Source organism: Pigmentiphaga humi, from assembly GCF_900606115.1.
GTDB classification, from domain to species: Bacteria; Pseudomonadota; Gammaproteobacteria; order Burkholderiales; family Burkholderiaceae_B; genus Pigmentiphaga; species Pigmentiphaga humi.
In genome coordinates, this window is the sequence record NZ_UWPJ01000035.1 from 12,958 (window position 1) to 31,830 (window position 18,873).

The window sequence follows — 18,873 nt, forward strand, 5'->3', positions numbered from 1 at the left end:
GGGGATCTATCAATGCTTGAAGTGGCGCACGCCGGTCAATACCATGGCGATGCCGCGTTCGTCGGCCGCGGCGATGACTTCGGCGTCGCGCATGCTGCCACCGGGTTGGATCACGCAGCTTGCGCCTGCATCGACCACCACGTCGAGGCCGTCGCGGAACGGGAAGAAGGCGTCCGACGCCACCGCCGAGCCCTGCAGCGACAGATCGGCGTTCGCGGCCTTGATCGAGGCGATGCGGGCCGAGTCGATGCGGCTCATCTGGCCGGCGCCCACGCCCAGCGTCATCCCGCCTGCGCAATAGACGATGGCGTTGCTTTTGACGAACTTGGCCACGTTCCAGGCGAACAGGAGGTCGTCGAGCTGCTGTTCGGTGGGCTGCAGCTTGGTCACGACCTTCAGGTCGGCGCGCGCGAGCACGTGGTTGTCGGCGGTCTGCACCAGCAGGCCGGAGCCGACGCGCTTGACGTCGTGCGCGTTCAGACCGCGTTCCCACGGCGTCTTGCCGTCGCGCTTGACGCCGTCCAGCGGGATCTCGAGCACGCGCACGTTGGTCTTGGCCTTGAAGACTTCGAGCGCCTCGGGGGTGTAGCCCGGGGCGATCAGCACTTCGACGAATTGCTTGGCGACCTGCTGCGCGGCGGCGCCGTCGAGCACGGTATTGAAGGCGATGATGCCGCCGAAGGCCGAGGTGGGATCGGTCTTGAACGCCTTGGAATAGGCTTCGAGCGGGTCGGCGCCCACGGCTACGCCGCAGGGGTTGGCGTGCTTGACGATGACGCAGGCCGGCCCCTCGAAGGTCTTGACGCATTCCCAGGCGGCGTCGGAATCGGCGATGTTGTTGTAGCTCAGTTCCTTGCCCTGCAGCTGCTTTGCGGTGACCAGCGAGCCGGACGCCGGGAACAGGTCGCGGTAGAAAACGGCCTGCTGGTGCGGGTTCTCGCCGTAGCGCAGGTCCTGCACCTTGACGAAGCTGCTGTTGCTCTGGCCGGGGAAGCTGCTGAGCGTGGGCGCGGCGCCGTCGGCCGGGATGGCGGTCACGCTGGACAGGTAGTTGCTGATGGCCGCGTCGTACTGCGCGATGCGGTTGAAGGCGGCGACCGAGAAGGCGAACAGGGTCGCTTCGCTGAGCCGGCCCTCGGCGCGGATTTCGTCCAGCGCCACGGCGTACTGCGAGGCGTCGGTCAGCACGCCCACGTCTTTCCAGTTCTTGGCCGCCGAGCGCACCATGGCCGGCCCGCCGATGTCGATGTTCTCGATGGCGTCTTCCAGCGTGCAGCCGGGCTTGGCGACGGTGGCTTCGAAGGGGTAGAGGTTGACCACCAGCAGGTCGATCGAAGGGATGCCGTGCTGTTCGATCGCGGCGACGTGGGCCGGCAGGTCGCGGCGCGCCAGCAGGCCGCCGTGGATCTTGGGGTGCAGCGTCTTGACGCGGCCGTCGAGCATTTCGGGAAAGCCGGTGTGGTCGGCCACTTCGGTCACGGGCAGGCCCGCGTCGGCCAGCAGCTTGGCGGTGCCGCCGGTGGAGAGCAGTTGCACGCCGAGGTCGTGCAGCGCCTTGGCGAATTCGACGATGCCGGTCTTGTCGGAAACGGAAAGAAGCGCGCGTTCGATTTTCATGGTGGTCGGTGGAAAGGATAAAAGGGGGGCCGCGTCAGACCTTGATCTGGTAGTGGTCGAGTTTCTTGCGCAAGGTGTTGCGATTGATGCCGAGCATCTCGGCTGCGCGCGACTGGTTGTGCGCGGCTTTCTCGAGCACGACTTCCAGCATGGGGCGTTCGACGGCCGTCAGCACCATGTCCCAGATGCCGCTGGTCGTCTCGCCTTCGAGGTCCTTGAAGTAGCGCTCCAATGTGTGGCGTACGCATTCTTCAAGCGTATGTTCTTTCATTTGATGTGTCCTTGGTGCGCGGGTCAGGCGGCGAGCCGCTGCGTGGCGGGAGGATCGATCGATCGGTCGAACCATTCGGCGATCGCCTGCCATTGCTCGCGCGTGTTTTCTATCGAATTGAGCTGGGCGCTGAACCCGGGGCCGCCGGGCAAGTCGGCCAGGTACCAGCCGATGTGCTTGCGGGCGGTGCGTACGCCGGTGTACTCGCCGTAGAAGCGGTAGTGGTCGTCCAGGTGTTCCAGCAGCAGGTCGCGCATTTCCTGCAGCGTGGGGCCGGGCAGGCGCCGGCCGGTGCGCAGGTAGTGGTCGATCTCGCGGAACAGCCAGGGGCGGCCTTGGGCGGCCCGGCCGATCATGACGGCGTCGGCGCCGGTGACGTCCAGGACCTGGCGCGCCTTCTCGGGGGAATCGATGTCGCCGTTGGCGATGACCGGAATGTCCAGCTCCGCCTTGACGGCGGCGATGGTGTCGTACTCGGCCTCGCCCATGTAGAGGTCTTCGCGCGTGCGTCCATGCAGGGCCAGCGCGGCGATGCCCTGGTCCCGGGCGCGGCGCGCCACGCGCAGGGCGTTGCGCTCGGCGCGGCACCAGCCGGTGCGGGTCTTCAGCGTGACCGGCACGCCCAGCGGGGCGCAGGCCCGGACCACGGCGTCGATGATGCGCGCCACCAGTTCTTCGTCGCGCAGCAGGGCCGAGCCGGCCGCGACGTTGCAGACCTTCTTGACGGGACAGCCCATGTTGATGTCGATGATGCGGGCGCCCTTGCCGACGTTGAAGACCGCGGCCTGGGCCATCATGTCCGGATCGCCGCCGGCGATCTGCACGGCGATGGGGTCGCTTTCGCCCGCGTGATCGAGCCGGCGCGAAGTCTTGACGCTGTTCCACAGCCTGGGGTTGCTGGCGGCCATTTCCGAGACGGCATGGCCGGCGCCCAGGCGTTTGCACAATTGGCGGAACGGACGATCCGTGACGCCCGCCATAGGGGCGACGAATACATTGTTCGGCAGGTCGTAGGGGCCAATGCGCATGACAGGTTGCGCCGGGGTTCCCATGCATGGGAAGCGGCGCGCCGGGGTGTTCGGGTGAGGAAAGAGGGGGATTGTACCGCTGTCGCGGGGGATGGATTGTTTCGCGGCGCGGGCCTCAGACCCGCAGGCCTTCCATCAATTGCCGCGCCAGCGGTCCGCGCAGGGTGCGGGAGATATCCAGTCCGAGCAGGGCCAGGCCGCAGGCGTGTTCGACCGGCGGCAGGCCGGTGGCGAAGATGCGGGGCATGACGTCGGTCAGGCCGCTGGTGAGCCAGCGGTCGGCCTGGCGGGCGCGGGCATAGGCGGCCAGCAGGGGAGCGGTGGGAGCGCCGGGGGCGCGCAGCAGCGGGGCGAGCGCCTGGGCCAGGCAGGCGGCGTCGCGCAGGCCCAGGTTCATGCCCTGGCCGGCCACGGGGTGCAGGGTCTGGGCGGCATTGCCGATGGCGACGCTGGGGCCGTCGACGAGGCGGCGGCGCAGGTTGATGCCCAGCGGATAGCGATGGCGGGCGCCGGCGCAGGCGAAGTCGCCCAGGCGAGTGCCGAAGGTCTGGCCGAGTTCGCGGGCGAAGGCCTGGTCGTCCTGCGCGAGCAGGCGCTCGGCATGGTCGGGGCGGCAGCACCAGACCAGCGCGTAGCGGCCTGCGTCGTGGGCAGGGCCGGCCGGGTAGGGCAGCAGCGCCAGCGGGCCTTCGCGGGTGAAGCGCTCCCAGGCCCAGCCGGGGCGGGGCCGGCTGGCGCGGACGATGGAGAGAATGGCGTGCTGGCGATAGCCGCGGTGCAGGTCGGCGTGTTCCTGCTGGTCGAACGTCCCGCCTTCGGCGTGGACGCAGACCGCGCTGGTCCATGTGCGTCCATCCTGGGCGATCCGGGCGCCGGCGGCGTCCTGGTGCAGGACGGCGGCGGGCGGGCCGGCCTCGACGGTGACGCCGGATCGGGCCAGGGCGGCATCCAGGGCTCCGACGATGGCGGCGTACGGCAATACGGTGCCCAGCGCCGGCACGCCGAAATCGGCGTGGGAAATATGCGTGCGGCCGAGGCGGCCGCGCTGCGAGACGTGGACGTGCAGGATGTCGGCGCCGCCCGCCGGCCAGGCGCCCAGCGATTCCAGCAATACCCGGCTGCCGTGATTGAGCGCCATCGAGCGCGGGTCGGACTCCGCTGCGGCGGAATCCGACGCGGGCCGCTGCGGCCGGCACAGCACGATGCGCCGCGGCTGCGCTGCGGCGCGCGCCAGCAGCAGCGCCAGCGTCGCGCCTACGGGGCCTCCGCCCAGGATGGTGACGTCCGTTTGCATATCAGGTTTCCACGGCGCAACGCGCCATCCGCGACGTGTGAACGTACACCGCCTGACCCAGGAAACTGCGGATCCGGCTCCGCCGGTCCGCCGGTTTCGCCCCCTGGGGGGCGCGCGTAAGCGCGTAGGGGGGGGACGACCTCATCGCATCAGCGCTTCGATCTCGTCGGCATCGACGGGAACGCCGCGCGTGATCAGTTCGCAGCCCGATTCGGTGACGACGGCATCGTCTTCGATGCGGATGCCGATGTCCCAGAAGCGTTCGGGCACGTCGTCGCCGGGGCGCACGTAGATGCCGGGCTCGATGGTCAGCACCATGCCGGGCTGCAGCGTGCGCCATGGGCGCGGCGCAGCGCCGGCCCCAGGTTCGCGATAGTCGCCCACGTCGTGCACGTCCATGCCCAGCCAATGGCCGGTGCGGTGCATGTAGAAGCGGGCGTATTGCTGGGACTCCAGCACGCCGTCCAGCGAGCCGGACAACAGGCCTTCGTCGATCATGCCCTGGGCCAGCACGCGCACGGCGGCCTCGTGGCCGTCGTTCCAGCGCGCGCCGGGGCGGGTGTGGGCGGCGGCGGCCAGTTGGGCTTCCAGCACGATGTCGTAGAGGGCGCGCTGGGGGCCGGTGAAGCGGCCGTTCACCGGGAAGCTGCGGGTAATGTCCGAGGCATAGCCGTCGAGTTCACAGCCGGCGTCGATCAGCAGCAGGTCGCCGTCCTTCAGTTCCGCATCGCCGGCGCGGTAGTGCAGCACGCAGGCGTTGTGGCCGGTGGCGACGATGGAGTTGTAGGCCACGGCCTGCGAGCCGTGGCGGCGGAATTCGTGCAGCAGCTCGGCCTCGATCTCGTATTCGCGCATGCCCGGCCTGGCGGCCTGCATGGCGCGCACGTGGGCGCCCGCCGATATCTCGCCGGCGCGCCGCATGGTGGCGATTTCGCTGGCGTCCTTGACCAGCCGCATCTCGGCCAGGATGGCGCGCAGGTCGTGGGTGGCCGAGGGCGCGGTGGCGCCCGAGCGGCCCATGGCGCGGACCTTGTCCAGCCAGGTGCGCAGCTGCATGTCGAAGCGGCGGTCGCTGGCCATGGGCACGAACAGCGCGGGCTGGCCGGCGATCATCTTGGGCAGTTCCTCGGCCAGGGCTTCCACGGGCAGGGCGCGGTCGAAGCCGAACTGGCCGGCGGCAGCTTCCGGGCCGATGCGGTAGCCGTCCCAGATCTCGCGCTCGAGGTTTTTGTCGCGGCAGAACAGGATGCTGCGGTCTTCGGCGCCGGCGACCAGCACCAGCCAGGCCTCGGGCTCGGGAAAGCCGGTCAGGTAGAAGAAGTCGCTGTCGAAGCGGAACGGGAACTCGGCGTCGCGGTTGCGCGCCACTTCGCGGGCGGTGGGCAGGATGGCGATGCCGCCGCCGCGGGCGCGCATGATGTCCAGCACGCGCGCGCGGCGCGCGGCGAAGGCAGAGAGGTCCGGGGCGGGAATGCTCATGGCGGGGATCCGGAAACGGAAGGACTGGGGATTATTGTAGGCTGGCGTCGAGTTCGGCCAGGCGCTGCGGCGTGCCGACGTCGGTCCAGCGCCCGGCGTGGCGCGTTCCGGCGACGCGGTCTTGCTCCATCGCGGCGCGCAGCAGCGGCGCCAGCTTGGCCGGCGCGCCGGCGGCCAGACCCTCGAACAGCGCCGGGTGGTAGACGCCCAGGCCGGCGAAGGTGGCGCGCGGTTCGCCTTCGCTATGTATGCGGCCGTCGGCTTCCAGGCGGAAGTCGCCGGACGGGTTGTGCTCCGGGTTGTCGACCAGCACCAGCCAGGCCAGCCGGCCATGCCGCGCCAGGCCGCGGGCGGCGGCGGGCGCGGCGGCCGGATCCCAGTCGGTCCAGACGTCGCCGTTGACGACCAGGAACGGCTCGTCGCCCAACAGCGGCAGGGCCTGGCGGATGCCGCCGGCGGTTTCGAGCGCGTTCGCTTCGGGCGAGTAGCGCAGGCGCACGCCCCACCGGCTGCCGTCGCCGAGCGCCGCCTCGATCTGGGTCCCCAGCCAGGCATGGTTGACGACGATGTCGCGCAGGCCGGCGGCGGCCAGTTTCTCGATGTGCCAGACGATCAAGGGCTTGCCGCCGGCCCGCAGCAGGGGCTTGGGCAGGGAGTCGGTGAGCGGCCGCATGCGCTCGCCGCGCCCGGCCGCCAGGATCATCGCGCGCATCAGAAGGTGTAGCCGGTGGCGTGCTGCTGGCCGTCCAGCTTGTCCAGCAGTTTGAGCAGCGGCTTGAAGGCGTGATAGCGCCCGGCCACCTGGCGCACGTAGGCGTTGACGCGCGGCATGTGGTCCAGGTAGCCGAGTTTGCCGTCGCGATAGGCCAGGCGGGCGAATACGCCCAGGATGCGCAGGTTGCGCTGCAGGCCCATCCATTCGTAGGCGCGGTGCAGGTCGGCGAAGTCGGCGGGCACGGGCAGGCCGGCCTTGCGGGCCAGTTCCCAGTAGCGTATGCCCCAGTCGAGCTGCTGTTCCTCGTCCCAGGTGGTGCGCGCGTCGGTCAGGATGGAGGCGAGGTCGTAGGTGATGGGGCCGACCACCGCGTCCTGGAAGTCGATGACGCCGGGATTGGGGCCGTAGTCCGGGCTGCCGGGCAGGTTGGTCGCCATCAGGTTGGGCGAATGGAAATCGCGGTGGACCAGGACGAAAGGCTGGTTCAGATTGGTCTCTACCAGCGCCGAGAACACTTCCTGCAGCGCGGCGCGGTCGGCGGCGTCGAGCGGCTGCTGGCGGTAGCGCGCGGCATACCAGTCGGGAAACAGCTCCAGTTCGGTTTCCAGGCGCGCGCGGTCGTAGCGCGCCAGGCCGGTGGTTGCGCTTTGTTGCATCTTCACCAGCGCGGCCAGCGCATCCATATAGATGCGGTGGGTATCGTGCGGCGTGGGCGTGCCGCGCAGGTAGTCGAAATACGTGGTGCGGCCCAGGTCGGACAGCAGCAGGAAGCCCTGTGCGGTGTCCTGGGCCAGCACCCGGGGCACGTGCAGGCCGGCGGCGCGCAGCAGCCCGGCCACGTGCAGGAAGGGGCCGCAGTCTTCCTTGTCGGGCGGGGCGTCCATGACGATGGCGGTGCCGTCGCCCATCGCGAGGCGGAAATAGCGGCGGAAGCTGGCATCGCTGGAGGCCGGCTCCAGCGTGGAGGGACGCAATTGCAGTTCGGCGGGAAGCCCGGCAAGCCAGGCGTCGAGCCGGGTCCGGCGGGGGTCTGCGCCGGCCTGGCCGGCGGCGGAGTCGGTGATGGCGTTCATGGGCTCCTATAATACCGACCGGCATCGGTTCCCGGAACGGACGAGGCTCCCGGGGATCGGCTTTCCCGCGGACGCCTGCGCCAGCCGGCCCTTGCCGCTTTTGCCGCGCGCGGCCCCGGGTCGCGTATTCTTCGACTTTCCGTTTTTTCTATTCCCCGAGGCCCGTGCGATCGATCCGGTGGTTCAGCATATTCGCAGCATTCGCGGTAGCGCCGTTGGCGGCCGCGCAGGAAGGGCCGTCCGAATCCGCGCCTGCGGCTTCCGGTAGCGTGTCCGGCCCGGGCCTGCGCCTGTCGCCCGGACTGCGCGTGCAGACCTACGACCCCGACCAGCTGCCGGTCTTCATGGAAGCCGACACGCTCACCGGCGAGAGCCAGGACGCGGTTACGCTGGAAGGCCATGCGCAGGTGCGCCGCCGCGATACCGTCCTGAAGGGCGACAGCATCCGCTACGACCAGGTCGAGGACGAGCTCGAGGCCCTGGGCAACGTGCGGCTGGTGCGCGACGGCAACCTGCTCACGGGCCCGAGCTTGAAGCTCAACATGGCCAGCGGCACCGGCGAATTGTCGGACGCGCGTTTTTCCCTGGGGATCAACGGCGGCAGCGGCTCGGCCGAGAAGATCGTGATGCTGGGCCAGAACCGCATGCGCGCCGAGCGCGTCACCTATTCGGGCTGTCCGTGCGACGAACCGGACTGGGAACTGCGGGCGCGGCGCGTGGATTTCGACTACAACGCCGGGACGGCGCTCGGCTACGGCGGCGTGCTGTACTTCAAGGACGTGCCCATCCTGGCCGCGCCGCTGATGTCGTTTCCGCTGACCAAGGACCGCAAGTCCGGTTTCCTGTCGCCGACATTCGGATTGACCAGCAAGAGCGGCCCGGAATTCTCCACGCCTTACTACTTCAATATCGCGCCCAACCGCGACGCCACGCTGACGCCCAAATTCATGGCCCGGCGCGGCTTGCAGCTGACCGGCGAGTTCCGCTACCTGGAGCCTTCGTTCAGCGGCGAAACGCGCGCCAGCTATCTGCCCGACGATAGCGTGTCGGGCCGGGACCGCTACCTGATCAGTTCGCAGCATCGCCAGTGGCTGACGCCCAGCCTGGGCTTCAACTGGAATTTTTCCAAGGTGTCGGACGATGCCTACTTCCGCGACCTGTCGGTGCTGGGCACGGGCCTGGCATCCACCGCGACGCTGGAGCGCTCATTCACGCTGAACTGGAACCAGGGCTACTGGGATGCGTTCGGCCGGGTGGTGACCTACCAGACGCTGCAGGATCCGCTGGCCCCCATCGTGCCGCCCTATGGGCGCGAGCCGCAGCTGCACCTGACCGGGCAGCGCTACGACTGGAACGGCTTCGACCTGCGCATGGAAGCCGATGCCACGCGCTTTCGCAGCGACACGCTGGTCAACGGCTCGCGCGTCTACGTCCATCCCTCGGTGTCCTACCCGATCATCCGGCCGGGCGGCTTCTTCATTCCCAAGGTCGGCATCCACGCCACCCGCTACGATACCGACGCCTACAAGGGGGCCTCCTCCTACGATGCGTCGCGCACGGTGCCCATCATGTCGGTGGACACCGGCCTGATCTTCGAACGCGACAGCTCGCTGCTGGGGCAGGCGGCCAGGCAGACGCTGGAGCCGCGTCTCTACTACCTGCGCGTGCCGTACCGCAACCAGAGCAATCTGCCGGTCTACGATACCGCGCTGGCCGACTTCAACTTCGCCCAGATCTTCTCCGAGAACCTGTATTCGGGCTGGGACCGGATCGCCGAGGCCAACCAGTTGACGGCCGCGCTGACCTCGCGCTGGCTCGATCCCAAGACCGGCGTCGAGCGCGCGCGCGTCACGGGCGCGCAGCGCCTGTACTTCAGCGACCAGCGCGTCACCCTGCCGGGCGAGGCGCCCAGTTCCGACGGCCGTTCCGACTTCCTGGCGTCGGTGTACGGCGCGCTGACTTCGACGCTGAGCGGCGAGACCACCGTGCAATACAATCCCAAGATTGAGCGCATCACCCGCTCGACGATAGGCGTGCGCTGGAGTCCGCAGCGGCTCAGTACGGTGTCGCTGGCCTACCGGTACAAGCGCGAGACGGTGAGCGTGCCGGGCCAGGAACTGGTGGACGTGGCGTTCCAGTGGCCGCTGGCCGAGCGCTGGTTCGGCATCGGCCGGATCAATTATTCGCTGCTCGAGAACCGGATCGCCGAGGCCGTGGCCGGCATCGAGTACAACGGCGGCTGCTGCTGGGCTTTCCGCGTGGTCGGCCAGCGCTACGCGGTGGCCAAGGAGAACGCCACCACTGCGATGTTCTTCCAATTGGAACTTACCGGATTCGGCGGGATCGGAGCGAATCCGATGACTACGCTGCGCCGCAGTATCCCCGGTTATCAGGTTGTCAATCCGCCGCCCGAAGCGGGAACGGCGTTCGAAAGGTACGAATGATGGTTTCCAAGGTTTTGCCCGGAATGACGAAAGCGGTTCCTGCGTACGCTGCCGGTCCGGGGCATCGCCCCGCGCTGAAGACGGCGCTGGCCGCGGCGCTCTGCTGCCTGGCCGCGACGGCCGGCGCCCAGGGTCTGCGCATGCCTGACGACAACGGTTCGCGCGGCCCCACGCTGCTCGGGCCGGCTCCCGCGCCCGCTGCGCCTGCTCCCGCCGCGCCCGGCGCCGCGCCGGCGGAGCAGGCGCAGCGCAGCACATCCGGTTCGCGCATTCAGCTGGGCGATGCCATCGTCGCAGTGGTCAACAACGAGGTCATTACGCGGCGCGAGCTCGACCAGCGCCTCCAGGTCGCGCGCGCGACGCTGTCGCGCCAGCAGATCCAGATCCCGGATTCCGACACGCTGGAGCGCCAGGTGCTGGAACGGATGATCGTCGACAAGACCCAGCTCCAGGAGGCCGCGCAAACCGGCATCCGCATCGACGATATTCAGCTCGACCGCGCCATCAGCCGCATTGCGCAGCAGAACAACGTGTCGGTATCGCAGATGCGCGACCAGATCGAGCGCGAAGGCCTGGCATTCGCGACCTATCGCGAAGACCTGCGCCAGGACGTGACGCTGCTGCGCCTGCGCGAACGGGCCGTGGACAGCCAGATCCAGATTTCCGAGCCGGAAATCGACGCCTACCTGTCCGAACAGCACGAAGCGGCGCCGGCAGAAATGACCTTGGCGCAGATCCTGGTGCGGGTGCCGGAGGGCAGTTCTTCCGACATCGTGGCGCGGCTGCGCAGCAAGGCCGAGGGCCTGCTCAAGGAAGCCCGCGGCGGCGCCGATTTCGCCCGCCTGGCGGCGGCGTCTTCGGACGGCGAGGAAGCGCTGCGCGGCGGCGACCTCGGGACCCGCACGGCCGACCGCTGGCCCTCGATGTTCGTCGAGGCCGTGTCGAAGCTGGGCCCGGGCGGCATCAGCGATATCATCCAGAGCGGCAACGGCTTCCACATCGTCAAGCTGGTCGACAGCAAGGCCGGTACGGGCGGCCCGACGGCCGCGCAGCCGGTGCGGCAGACCCATGCCCGCCACATCCTGATCAAGACCAGCGAGGTCTTGACCGCCGATCAGGCGCGCGAGCGGCTGCTCAACATCCGCCAGCGCATTACCCAGGGCGGCGCTTCTTTCAACGACCTGGCGCGCCAGTACTCCAACGATGCCTCGGCGCCGCAGGGCGGCGACCTGGGCTGGCTCTCGCCCCAGGAGACCGTGCCCGAATTCGAGCACGCCATGGACGCGCTCCAGCCCGGCGAGGTCAGCCAGCCCGTGCAGAGCCCGTTCGGCTGGCACCTGATCCAGGTGGTCGAGCGGCGCACCCAGGACGTCAGCCGCGAGCGCCAGCGCGCCGCGGCCAGGCAGACGCTGTTCCAGCGCAAGCTGGACCAGGCCTATGAAGACTGGGCGCGCCAACTGCGCGACAAAGCCTACGTCGAGATAAGGTTGACCCCCCCTACGCCCTGACCGGAGGGCCCCCAGCCGCTCGCGGCAGCCCCCCGAGGGGGCTGGGCCCGCCTTGGGGCGGCCCGGCGCCGGGCCCAGGGGGCGAAACTGGCGGACCGGCGGAGCCGGATCCGCGGTTTCCTGGGTCTAAACCCAGCGCATTTCGTGGGTGAGGTTCAGGTGGATGAGATTGTGGTGATGTTGTGGAGTGGCGAGTGGTGATCGGGATGCCGCGCAGGTTGGTGCTGACGACGGGGGAGCCGGCGGGGATCGGGCCGGAGCTGTCGGTGGTGGCGGCTGGGTGGTTTGCGGGGGTGCGGGGCAGGGATGCGGCGGTGCCGGGGGATGCGGAGCTGGTGCTGGTCGGCGATCGCGGCTTGCTGGCGCAGCGCGGCGCGCTGGACCTCGCGGCCTTGCCCGGGGTGTCGGTGCGCCACGTTCCCTTGCGCGAGCCGTCCGAGCCCGGGCGGCTCGCGGTGGCCAATGGCCGCTATGTGCTCGATACGCTGGACGCGGCGATCGCGATGATCGGGCAGTCGCAGGCGCAAGCCATCGTGACGGCGCCGGTGCACAAGGGCGTGATCAACGATGCCGGCGTCGCGTTCTCCGGCCATACCGAATACCTGCAAGAGCACGCCGGCGTCGACAAGGTCGTCATGATGCTGGCCGGCGGCGGGCTGCGCGTCGCGCTGGCGACTACCCATTTGCCGCTGCGCGCCGTGCCGGACGCCATCACCCCCGAGACGCTGGACCGGGTGCTGCGCATCCTCGATGCCGACCTGCGCAGCCGCTTCGGCCTGGCCGCCCCGCGCATCGCCGTGTGCGGCCTGAATCCCCATGCCGGCGAAGGCGGCCACCTGGGCCATGAAGAGATCGACGTGATCGCGCCGGCCATCGGGCGGGCGCGCGCGGCGGGGATCGATGCGCACGGGCCGCTGCCCGCCGATACGCTGTTCGTGCCTTCCCACGTCGCGCAGTACGATGCCGCGCTGGCGATGTTCCACGACCAGGGCCTGCCCGTGCTCAAGCACGCCAGTTTCGGCCATGGCGTCAACATCACGCTGGGGCTGCCCTACGTGCGCACCTCGGTGGACCACGGCACCGCGCTGGATCTGGCCGGCACGGGCAAGGCCGATCCGGGCAGCTTGCAAGAGGCCATCCTCACCGCATTACAGATGACACGCGCCGGCGATGCCGGAGCCGGAGTTCCCGCATGAAACACCAGGCGCGCAAGCGCTTCGGCCAGCATTTCCTGGTCGATGAAAGCATTACCGATGGCATCGTGCGCGCGGTCAATCCGCGCGCCGCCGACAACGTGGTCGAGATCGGCCCCGGGCTGTCGGCGCTGACACGCCCGCTGCTGGACAAGCTCGATTGCCTGAAAGTGGTCGAGATCGACCGCGACCTCGCGGCGCGGCTGCGCGGGCAATACCCGCCCGAGCGCCTGCAGGTGACCGAGGCCGACGTGCTGACCGTCGATTTCTCCGGGTTCGGGCCGGCGCTGCGGGTCGTGGGCAACCTGCCCTACAACATCTCCAGCCCGCTGCTGTTCCATCTGATGGCCTGGGCCGACCAGGTGCGCGACCAGCATTTCATGCTGCAGCGGGAAGTCATCGACCGCATGGTGGCGTGCCCCGGCGACGCCGACTACGGCCGCCTGTCGGTCATGCTGCAATCGCGCTACGACATGGAAAAGCTGTTCGACGTGCCGCCAGAGGCCTTCGACCCGCCGCCGCGCGTGGTGTCGGCGGTGGTGCGGATGATCCCGCTGCCCGACAGCCGCCCCCGAGCGCGCAGCGACAAGGCGCTCTCCGAGACCGTGGCCAAGGCCTTTGCCCAGCGCCGCAAGATGCTGCGGCGCGGCCTGGGCGACTGGACGCCGCTGGTGCCCTGGCAGCAGCTCGGCATTCCCGAGACGGCGCGGGCGGAAGAGCTGTCCGTGCAGCAGTTCATCGCCCTGGCCGACGTGCTGCACGAAGCGGGCGTGGTGGGCTGAGCGGGACGGTGCCGGTTATTCGGGTTGTATTCCCGCCTTGGTGACGATTTCCTTGTAGGTCTCCACACTGCCTGCCAGCAGCCTGGCAAATTCTTCCGGAGACGGCCGGGCCTGTACCTCGAAGCCCGCGGTCTGGAGCCGTTCCTGCAAATCCTTGGCCGCCAACGCTTGTTCCATGGCCGCGCGCAGTTTCTCGACCACCGCGGCGGGCATGCCGGCGGGGCCGAGCAGGCCGACCCAGGTGTCGGGAACGGCGAAGCCCGGAAGGCCTGCCTCGGCCAGTGTCGGCACCTCGGGCGCGGCCTGCGCGCGTTCCGCCTGCAGCACGCCCAGCAGACGCAGCCTGCCGGACTTGACGTGGGGCAGGACATTCGACAAGACCAGGATGCCGACGGGAACCTGGCCGCCGACCACGTCGTTGAGAGCCAGCGAGCCGCCCTTGTACGGGACGTGGGTCATGTCGATGCCGGTGCGGGCCTTGAGCAGTTCGCCGCCCAATTGCTGGGAACTTCCCACGCCCGATGTTCCGTAGGAGAGCTTGCCTGGATTCGCCTTGGCATAGGCCAGGAAGGACTTGAGGTCGGTGACCGGCAGCGAGGCGTTGACCACCATCGCCTGCGGCGCGGTTCCGACGATGCCGACCGGCGTAAAGTCCTTGACCGGGTCATAGGGCACATTGCGGGAGAAGAACGGCAGGGTGTTGTGGGGCGGCCCGAGTTGCACCAGCAGCGTGTAGCCGTCGGGCGCGGCCCGCGCGACGAGCTCCGAACCTATCATGCTGTTCGCGCCGGCCTTGTTGTCCACGACGAAGGTCTGGCCCGGCGTCTCCGTGAGTTTCTGGGCGACCGCGCGGGCAACGGTATCGCCCGCCCCGCCGACGGCAAAGGGAACGACGACGCGGACGGGCCGTGCCGGATAGGATTGCGCCATGGTGAGCGCCGGAACGAGGCACAACGCGGCCAACGTCCATTTCAGGTGTCTCATGATGTCTCCTCTTATGGAATGAGGCGGCCGCTTCGATGGCCGCCTGCCCGAGCGGTTCAAGCGCCGAGTGGGAAGCGGTCGGGGTAGGGAATGAAGTCGATCCCCTGTTTGTTGACCCAATGCGCAAGCTCGTCGTGGCGCGGAAACCAGACGCCGGGATGTGCTGTGATGTAGGCCAGGATCTCGTCCAGCATCGCGCTGATCAGCGGTCTGCCGCCGAAGTGCCCATGCATCGTGATATTGATGAAAGCGTTCGGCTCCTTGCGATACAGGAAATCGAAGGTGTCCCGGTAGCATTGGAAGAAATCGCGCGGTGCGGCGCGCAGGACGCGGTTGTCGGCGAAGTCGCTGTGGGGAATGGCCACCATGCCGCCGTGGCGGGTCTGGATGCGGCAGGGGAGATCCAGATAGTTGTAGTCGCCATGCCAGAGCATGCCTTCCTCGGCCAGCAGGTCGGCGGTCCGCTCGGTGGTGGCGATGGTGGAGCTGAGCCAGCCGCACGGGCGCACGCCCGACGTGCGCTGCAGGATGTCCAGGCTCTTGCGTATCAGGGCGCGCTCTTCGTCCTCATTCAGCCCCGGCAGCACTTCATCCTGGGCGTAGTTGTGGCCGGCCAGTTCGAAGCCGTTTCCGACGATGGCGCGAACCGTTTCAGGAAAGCGTTCGGCCACGCGCGCATTGACGCAGAAGGTGGCCGGCAGGCCGCGGTCGCGCGCCAGTCGCATCAGGCGGTAGGCCCCCGCGCGCGCTCCGTATTCCGACCAGGTGATGCCTGCCAGATCCGTGGCGCCGGGCTTGGGCGGGCTGGTCATGGGCGAGTAGGGAGGGGCCTTGCCTTCGGACCAGCTTTCGACCAGAAACGTGAGCGCGACCACGATGCGAGCGCCGTCCGGCCACATGGAGGAGTGGGGGGGCATGATGTCTCCTTGTCTGTTCGACCGCGATGAATGCGGCGAAAAAAGACACTATCCCCGTAGGCTCGCCTTATAACAATTTTAATTTTATGAACTAAAATTAAGTTCTATTTAGAGGGCGCTCACTGTTCATGCCTGAGGCATTCAAGATTCCGCAACTGCGCCAGTTCCTGATCGCGGCCGCGCGGCGCAGCCTGCGCGCCGCCGCCGAGGAAACCCATCGGACCCAGGCCGCCGTGACGCTGGCGATGCAAAGCCTGGAAGCGCAAGTGGGCGCGAGCCTGTTCGAGCACGGCCATCAGGCGCGGCTGACGCCGCTGGGCGAGGCGGTTCTGCCTTTGCTGGAGGAGCTGGTCGCTGCGCATGACCGGGTGCAGAACGAAGTCGCGCTGCTGGCGGCGGGAGAACAGGGTTCGCTCGCCCTGGCGGTCATGCCGTCGCTGGCCGAAGAGTGGCTGCCGCGGGTACTGGGCGACTTCGCCGCCCGCTACCCCGGCGTGAGCCTGCGCATCGCGGATGTGTCGTCTCCCGAGGTCGGCCCCATGGTCGCCCGCGGCGAAGCGCAGATCGGCATTGCCGGCCTGACAGAAGACATCGCGGGGCTGGCGAGCACGCCGGTCGCGCGCGATGCCTTCGGCGTGGTGTGCGGAAAAGGGCACGCCCTCGCGCGCCAGGGCGGCGCCGTGCCCTGGCGCGCATTGCGCGGCGTGCCCATCATCGAGAACACGACCTTCCATGCCTTGCGCGAGCATGCGACGGGCCTGCTGCCGGCGCGCCCGCATATGGTGATCAAGAACCGGACGTCGCTGATCGCGGCGATCAAGGCCGGACTGGGCATCACGGTGCTGCCGGCGCTGGCCCAGCCGGCCCCGGAGCACGACCTGGCGTTCGTTCCGCTGACGTCGCCCCGCATCGGCCGCAAAGTGGGCTTGCTGCGCAGCGCGGAACGCTCGCCCACGCCGGCCGCCGCGCATATGTTCGATCTGATGCTTGTCTCGTTGCGCGAGTTCGCGAAGCTGAAAGGCGCCAAGCTATTCTGAATGACGGCGCCCGTCAGCCGAAGAACCAGTAGCACACGCCTATGGCCGCCAGCACCCCGGCCAGGTCGGCCAGCAGCGCGCAGCCCACCGCGTGGCGCGTGCGCTGGATGCCGACGGCGCCGAAGTACACGGCCAGTACATAGAAAGTGGTCTCGGTGCTGCCCTGGATGGTGGCGGATAGCAGCGCGGGGAAGCTGTCCACGCCGTAGTTCTGCATGGTTTCTATCATCAGCGCGCGCGCTGCGCTGCCCGAGAAGGGCTTGACCAGCGCGGTGGGCAGGGCATCGACGAAGCGGGTGTCCAGGCCCAGCCCCTGCATGGTCCAGCGTATTCCGTCCAGCGCCAGGTCGAGCGCGCCCGAGGCGCGCAGCACGCCGATCGCGCACAGCATGGCCACCAGATAGGGCAGGAGACTCTTGGCGACGTCGAAGCCGTCCTTGGCGCCTTCGATGAAGCTCTCGTAGACGGGGACTTTCCTGATCGCGCCCACGACCAGGAACAGCAGGATCAATCCGAACAGCGTCAGGTTGCCCAGCAGCGAGGACAGCGCACCCAGCGCGGTGACGGACAGCGTGGCGAGGAAGGCCATGAAGCCGCCCAGCAGGAGCACGGTGCCGCCTATCCAGGCCAGTACGACGGGGTCCCAGACGCGTAGGCGCTGCATGACGGCCACGGCCAGGAAGCCGGCCAGCGTGGAGGCGCTGGTGGCCAGCAGGATGGGCAGGAAGACCAGGGTCGGATCGGCCGCGCCCTGCTGCGCGCGGTACATGAAGATGGTCACCGGGATCAGCGTCAGCGACGAGGCGTTGAGTACCAGGAAGAAAATCTGCGCGTTGCTGGCCGTGGTCGTGCTCGGGTTGAGCGTCTGCAGCTCTTTCATGGCGCGCAGGCCGATGGGCGTGGCGGCGTTGTCCAGCCCCAGCACGTTGGCCGCGAAGTTCAGCGTGATCAGGCCGATGGCCGGATGGCCGCGCGGCACCTCGGGCATCAGGCGCGCGAACAGCGGCCCGAGCAGGCGCGCCAGCGCATCGACCATTCCCGCCTGTTCGGCGATCTTCAGGAAACCCAGCCAGAGGGCGATGGTGCCGAACAGCAGCACCATGACTTCGACCGACAGCTTGGCCATCGTGAACAGCGCGGCCACCATGGCCTGGAAAACCGTGGGGTCGTGCCCCAATCCCCAACGCGCGAGGGCGGCGGCTGCCGCGGCGACGAAGAATCCCAGCCAGAGTTTGTTCAGCATGCGGTAGGCAGGTCAGGAAAGCGGGTTCAGTCCGCGCGGGTGTTGGCCTGGATGAATTCGATCTTGTAGCCGTCGGGATCCTCGACGAAGGCGATGACCGTGCTGCCGTGCTTCATCGGGCCGGCTTCGCGCGTGACCTTGCCGCCGCGTTCGCGCACGCGCTCACAGGCGGCGTAGGCGTCGTCCACCTCGAGCGCGATGTGGCCGTATCCCGTGCCGAGCTCGTAGCTTTCCACGCCCCAGTTGTGGGTCAGTTCGATCACCGCGCCGTCTTTTTCATCCTGGTAGCCGACGAAGGCGAGGGTGAACTTGCCGTCAGGATAGTCCTTGCTGCGCAGCAGGCGCATGCCCAGGACCTTGGTGTAGAAATCGATCGAGCGCTGCATGTCGCCGACACGGAGCATGGTGTGGAGAAGTCGCATGGTTCTGCCTCGTGGAAATGCCGGGAGCGGTTGCAAGCGGGGCAGGCCGGGCCGCTCCCCTTGGGTAATCCGTCAGTGTAAACAGGTCGCGCAAGCCTGTCTCGCGCGGCCGTGCCGCCTTCAGTCGAAGCGCGGCAGCAGGGTCGGGTCGTGCCGCCGCAATGCCTCGCGCGCATCTTCGAAGCCGGGCAGCAGCTGCCCCACCTGCGCCCAGAAATCCGGACCGTGGTTCATCTCCCGCAAGTGGGCCAGCTCGTGCGCGATCACGTAGTCGATGAGGCCCACCGGAAAGTGCATGAGCCGCCAGTTGAGCCGGATATGGCCTTCGCTGGTGCACGAGCCCCAGCGCGTGGACGCCGACGAGAGCCGCCAGCGCTTGATGGCCAGGCCGGTGCGTGTGAGGAAAACCTGCAGCCGGGCATCGAACAGCAGGCGCGCACGGCCTTGCAGCCACGCCTGGACGGTGTCGCGTACGCGCGCCGGCGCGGCATCGGCCGGCAGTGCCAGCCACAGCACGTCGCCATCCTGCGGCGCGTCCGGGTCGGCGGCATCCAGCGCGGTAGCGCGCTGGGCATCCAATCGGATCACGATGCGCCGTCCCAGGTAGGGCAGCGTGCCGCCGTCCTCCCAGCGGGTCTGGTTCAACGCCAGCCGCTCCCGCCGCGCCTGCCGGTCGCGCAGCTTGGACAAGATCCAGCGCGATTTCTCGTGGACTGCGGCATCGATCTCGGCCAGCCCCACCCACCGCGGCGCCGTCACGCGCAAGCCGTCGTCGCTGACCAGGAAGCCTATCGTGCGGCGGCGCGAACGCTGCAGCACGAACCGTATCGGCTGCCCCTCCACCACCACCTCCCGCCACCGCGCCC

Annotated in this window: 17 protein-coding genes; 5 read left to right on the top strand and 12 right to left on the bottom strand. The window is 68.7% G+C overall.

The annotated features are described in order from the left end of the window. Positions 1-9: 9 nt before the first annotated feature. From purH to PIGHUM_RS20955, 7 genes are all read right to left on the bottom strand, one after another. A complete protein-coding gene (gene purH / locus PIGHUM_RS20925; protein WP_124081659.1) occupies positions 10-1,617 on the bottom strand; it encodes a bifunctional phosphoribosylaminoimidazolecarboxamide formyltransferase/IMP cyclohydrolase in 1,608 nt (535 codons plus the stop codon). 34 nt (positions 1,618-1,651) lie between these two features. After that, complete coding sequence (locus PIGHUM_RS20930; protein ID WP_124081660.1) at positions 1,652-1,888, bottom strand: helix-turn-helix domain-containing protein; 237 nt, start codon at positions 1,886-1,888, stop codon at positions 1,652-1,654. Between the two features lie 23 nt (positions 1,889-1,911). After that, positions 1,912-2,916 (bottom strand): tRNA dihydrouridine synthase DusB, encoded by a 1,005-nt coding sequence (gene dusB / locus PIGHUM_RS20935; RefSeq protein WP_124081661.1) that lies wholly within the window; start codon positions 2,914-2,916, stop codon positions 1,912-1,914. 115 nt (positions 2,917-3,031) lie between these two features. Next, positions 3,032-4,210 (bottom strand): UbiH/UbiF/VisC/COQ6 family ubiquinone biosynthesis hydroxylase, encoded by a 1,179-nt coding sequence (locus PIGHUM_RS20940; protein WP_124081662.1) that lies wholly within the window; start codon positions 4,208-4,210, stop codon positions 3,032-3,034. A 141-nt stretch (positions 4,211-4,351) separates the two neighbouring features. Further along, positions 4,352-5,689 carry a Xaa-Pro aminopeptidase gene (gene pepP / locus PIGHUM_RS20945; protein WP_124081663.1) on the bottom strand — a complete coding sequence of 446 codons (1,338 nt, stop codon included), beginning with the start codon at positions 5,687-5,689 and terminating at the stop codon, positions 4,352-4,354. Between the two features lie 31 nt (positions 5,690-5,720). Next, complete coding sequence (murU, locus tag PIGHUM_RS20950; protein ID WP_124081664.1) at positions 5,721-6,401, bottom strand: N-acetylmuramate alpha-1-phosphate uridylyltransferase MurU; 681 nt, start codon at positions 6,399-6,401, stop codon at positions 5,721-5,723. Continuing rightward, positions 6,401-7,477 (bottom strand): aminoglycoside phosphotransferase family protein, encoded by a 1,077-nt coding sequence (locus tag PIGHUM_RS20955; RefSeq protein WP_124081665.1) that lies wholly within the window; start codon positions 7,475-7,477, stop codon positions 6,401-6,403. Before PIGHUM_RS20955 ends, murU begins: the two co-directional genes overlap by 1 nt. 164 nt (positions 7,478-7,641) lie before the next feature. Between PIGHUM_RS20955 and PIGHUM_RS20960 the strand changes: the two genes are divergently transcribed. The 4 genes from PIGHUM_RS20960 to rsmA all read left to right on the top strand — a co-directional run bounded on the left by PIGHUM_RS20960 (position 7,642) and on the right by rsmA (position 13,404). Beyond that, positions 7,642-9,921 (top strand): LPS-assembly protein LptD, encoded by a 2,280-nt coding sequence (locus PIGHUM_RS20960; RefSeq protein ID WP_124081666.1) that lies wholly within the window; start codon positions 7,642-7,644, stop codon positions 9,919-9,921. 23 nt (positions 9,922-9,944) lie between these two features. Further along, positions 9,945-11,429, top strand: a complete 1,485-nt coding sequence (locus PIGHUM_RS20965) for a peptidylprolyl isomerase (RefSeq protein WP_124081667.1) — start codon at positions 9,945-9,947, stop codon at positions 11,427-11,429. A 206-nt stretch (positions 11,430-11,635) separates the two neighbouring features. After that, positions 11,636-12,625 (top strand): 4-hydroxythreonine-4-phosphate dehydrogenase PdxA, encoded by a 990-nt coding sequence (pdxA, locus tag PIGHUM_RS20970; RefSeq protein WP_124081668.1) that lies wholly within the window; start codon positions 11,636-11,638, stop codon positions 12,623-12,625. Further along, positions 12,622-13,404: a 16S rRNA (adenine(1518)-N(6)/adenine(1519)-N(6))-dimethyltransferase RsmA gene (rsmA, locus tag PIGHUM_RS20975; RefSeq protein ID WP_124081669.1), complete on the top strand. Its 783-nt coding sequence runs from the start codon at positions 12,622-12,624 to the stop codon at positions 13,402-13,404. Before pdxA ends, rsmA begins: the two co-directional genes overlap by 4 nt. A 15-nt stretch (positions 13,405-13,419) precedes the next feature. On the opposite strand, the gene PIGHUM_RS20980 is transcribed toward rsmA, so the two are convergent. Both PIGHUM_RS20980 and PIGHUM_RS20985 read right to left on the bottom strand, forming a co-directional pair. Then, positions 13,420-14,388, bottom strand: coding sequence for a Bug family tripartite tricarboxylate transporter substrate binding protein (locus tag PIGHUM_RS20980; RefSeq protein WP_160142384.1), 969 nt, complete (start codon positions 14,386-14,388; stop codon positions 13,420-13,422). Between the two features lie 56 nt (positions 14,389-14,444). Then, positions 14,445-15,305 carry a polysaccharide deacetylase family protein gene (locus PIGHUM_RS20985; protein ID WP_124081671.1) on the bottom strand — a complete coding sequence of 287 codons (861 nt, stop codon included), beginning with the start codon at positions 15,303-15,305 and terminating at the stop codon, positions 14,445-14,447. Between the two features lie 128 nt (positions 15,306-15,433). Between PIGHUM_RS20985 and PIGHUM_RS20990 the strand changes: the two genes are divergently transcribed. Continuing rightward, complete coding sequence (locus tag PIGHUM_RS20990; RefSeq protein ID WP_124081672.1) at positions 15,434-16,342, top strand: LysR substrate-binding domain-containing protein; 909 nt, start codon at positions 15,434-15,436, stop codon at positions 16,340-16,342. Between the two features lie 13 nt (positions 16,343-16,355). Here the strand turns inward: PIGHUM_RS20990 and PIGHUM_RS20995 are convergent, their stop codons facing one another. The 3 genes from PIGHUM_RS20995 to PIGHUM_RS21005 form a co-directional block, all read right to left on the bottom strand. Next, entirely contained in the window at positions 16,356-17,585 is a 1,230-nt protein-coding gene (locus tag PIGHUM_RS20995) for a nucleoside recognition domain-containing protein (RefSeq protein ID WP_124081673.1), read from the bottom strand. 26 nt (positions 17,586-17,611) lie between these two features. After that, a complete protein-coding gene (gloA, locus tag PIGHUM_RS21000) occupies positions 17,612-18,007 on the bottom strand; it encodes a lactoylglutathione lyase (protein WP_124081674.1) in 396 nt (131 codons plus the stop codon). A gap of 120 nt (positions 18,008-18,127) precedes the next feature. Next, positions 18,128-18,873 (bottom strand): M48 family metallopeptidase (locus PIGHUM_RS21005; RefSeq protein WP_148087267.1); only part of this gene is annotated, 746 nt, incomplete at its 5' end.

Bases quoted from the DNA above. Each gene is read 5' to 3' on its own strand.
- PIGHUM_RS20995 (WP_124081673.1), bottom strand. From the start codon at position 17,585: ATGCTGAACAAACTCTGGCTGGGATTCTTCGTCGCCGCGGCAGCCGCC.
- PIGHUM_RS20955 (WP_124081665.1), bottom strand. From the start codon at position 7,477: ATGAACGCCATCACCGACTCCGCCGCCGGCCAGGCCGGCGCAGACCCC.
- PIGHUM_RS20985 (WP_124081671.1), bottom strand. From the start codon at position 15,305: ATGCCCCCCCACTCCTCCATGTGGCCGGACGGCGCTCGCATCGTGGTC.
- pdxA (WP_124081668.1), top strand. From the start codon at position 11,636: ATGCCGCGCAGGTTGGTGCTGACGACGGGGGAGCCGGCGGGGATCGGG.
- dusB (WP_124081661.1), bottom strand. From the start codon at position 2,916: ATGCGCATTGGCCCCTACGACCTGCCGAACAATGTATTCGTCGCCCCT.
- rsmA (WP_124081669.1), top strand. From the start codon at position 12,622: ATGAAACACCAGGCGCGCAAGCGCTTCGGCCAGCATTTCCTGGTCGAT.
- murU (WP_124081664.1), bottom strand. From the start codon at position 6,401: ATGCGCGCGATGATCCTGGCGGCCGGGCGCGGCGAGCGCATGCGGCCG.
- purH (WP_124081659.1), bottom strand. From the start codon at position 1,617: ATGAAAATCGAACGCGCGCTTCTTTCCGTTTCCGACAAGACCGGCATC.
- PIGHUM_RS20940 (WP_124081662.1), bottom strand. From the start codon at position 4,210: ATGCAAACGGACGTCACCATCCTGGGCGGAGGCCCCGTAGGCGCGACG.
- pepP (WP_124081663.1), bottom strand. From the start codon at position 5,689: ATGAGCATTCCCGCCCCGGACCTCTCTGCCTTCGCCGCGCGCCGCGCG.
- gloA (WP_124081674.1), bottom strand. From the start codon at position 18,007: ATGCGACTTCTCCACACCATGCTCCGTGTCGGCGACATGCAGCGCTCG.
- PIGHUM_RS20930 (WP_124081660.1), bottom strand. From the start codon at position 1,888: ATGAAAGAACATACGCTTGAAGAATGCGTACGCCACACATTGGAGCGC.
- PIGHUM_RS20990 (WP_124081672.1), top strand. From the start codon at position 15,434: ATGCCTGAGGCATTCAAGATTCCGCAACTGCGCCAGTTCCTGATCGCG.
- PIGHUM_RS20965 (WP_124081667.1), top strand. From the start codon at position 9,945: ATGACGAAAGCGGTTCCTGCGTACGCTGCCGGTCCGGGGCATCGCCCC.
- PIGHUM_RS20980 (WP_160142384.1), bottom strand. From the start codon at position 14,388: ATGAGACACCTGAAATGGACGTTGGCCGCGTTGTGCCTCGTTCCGGCG.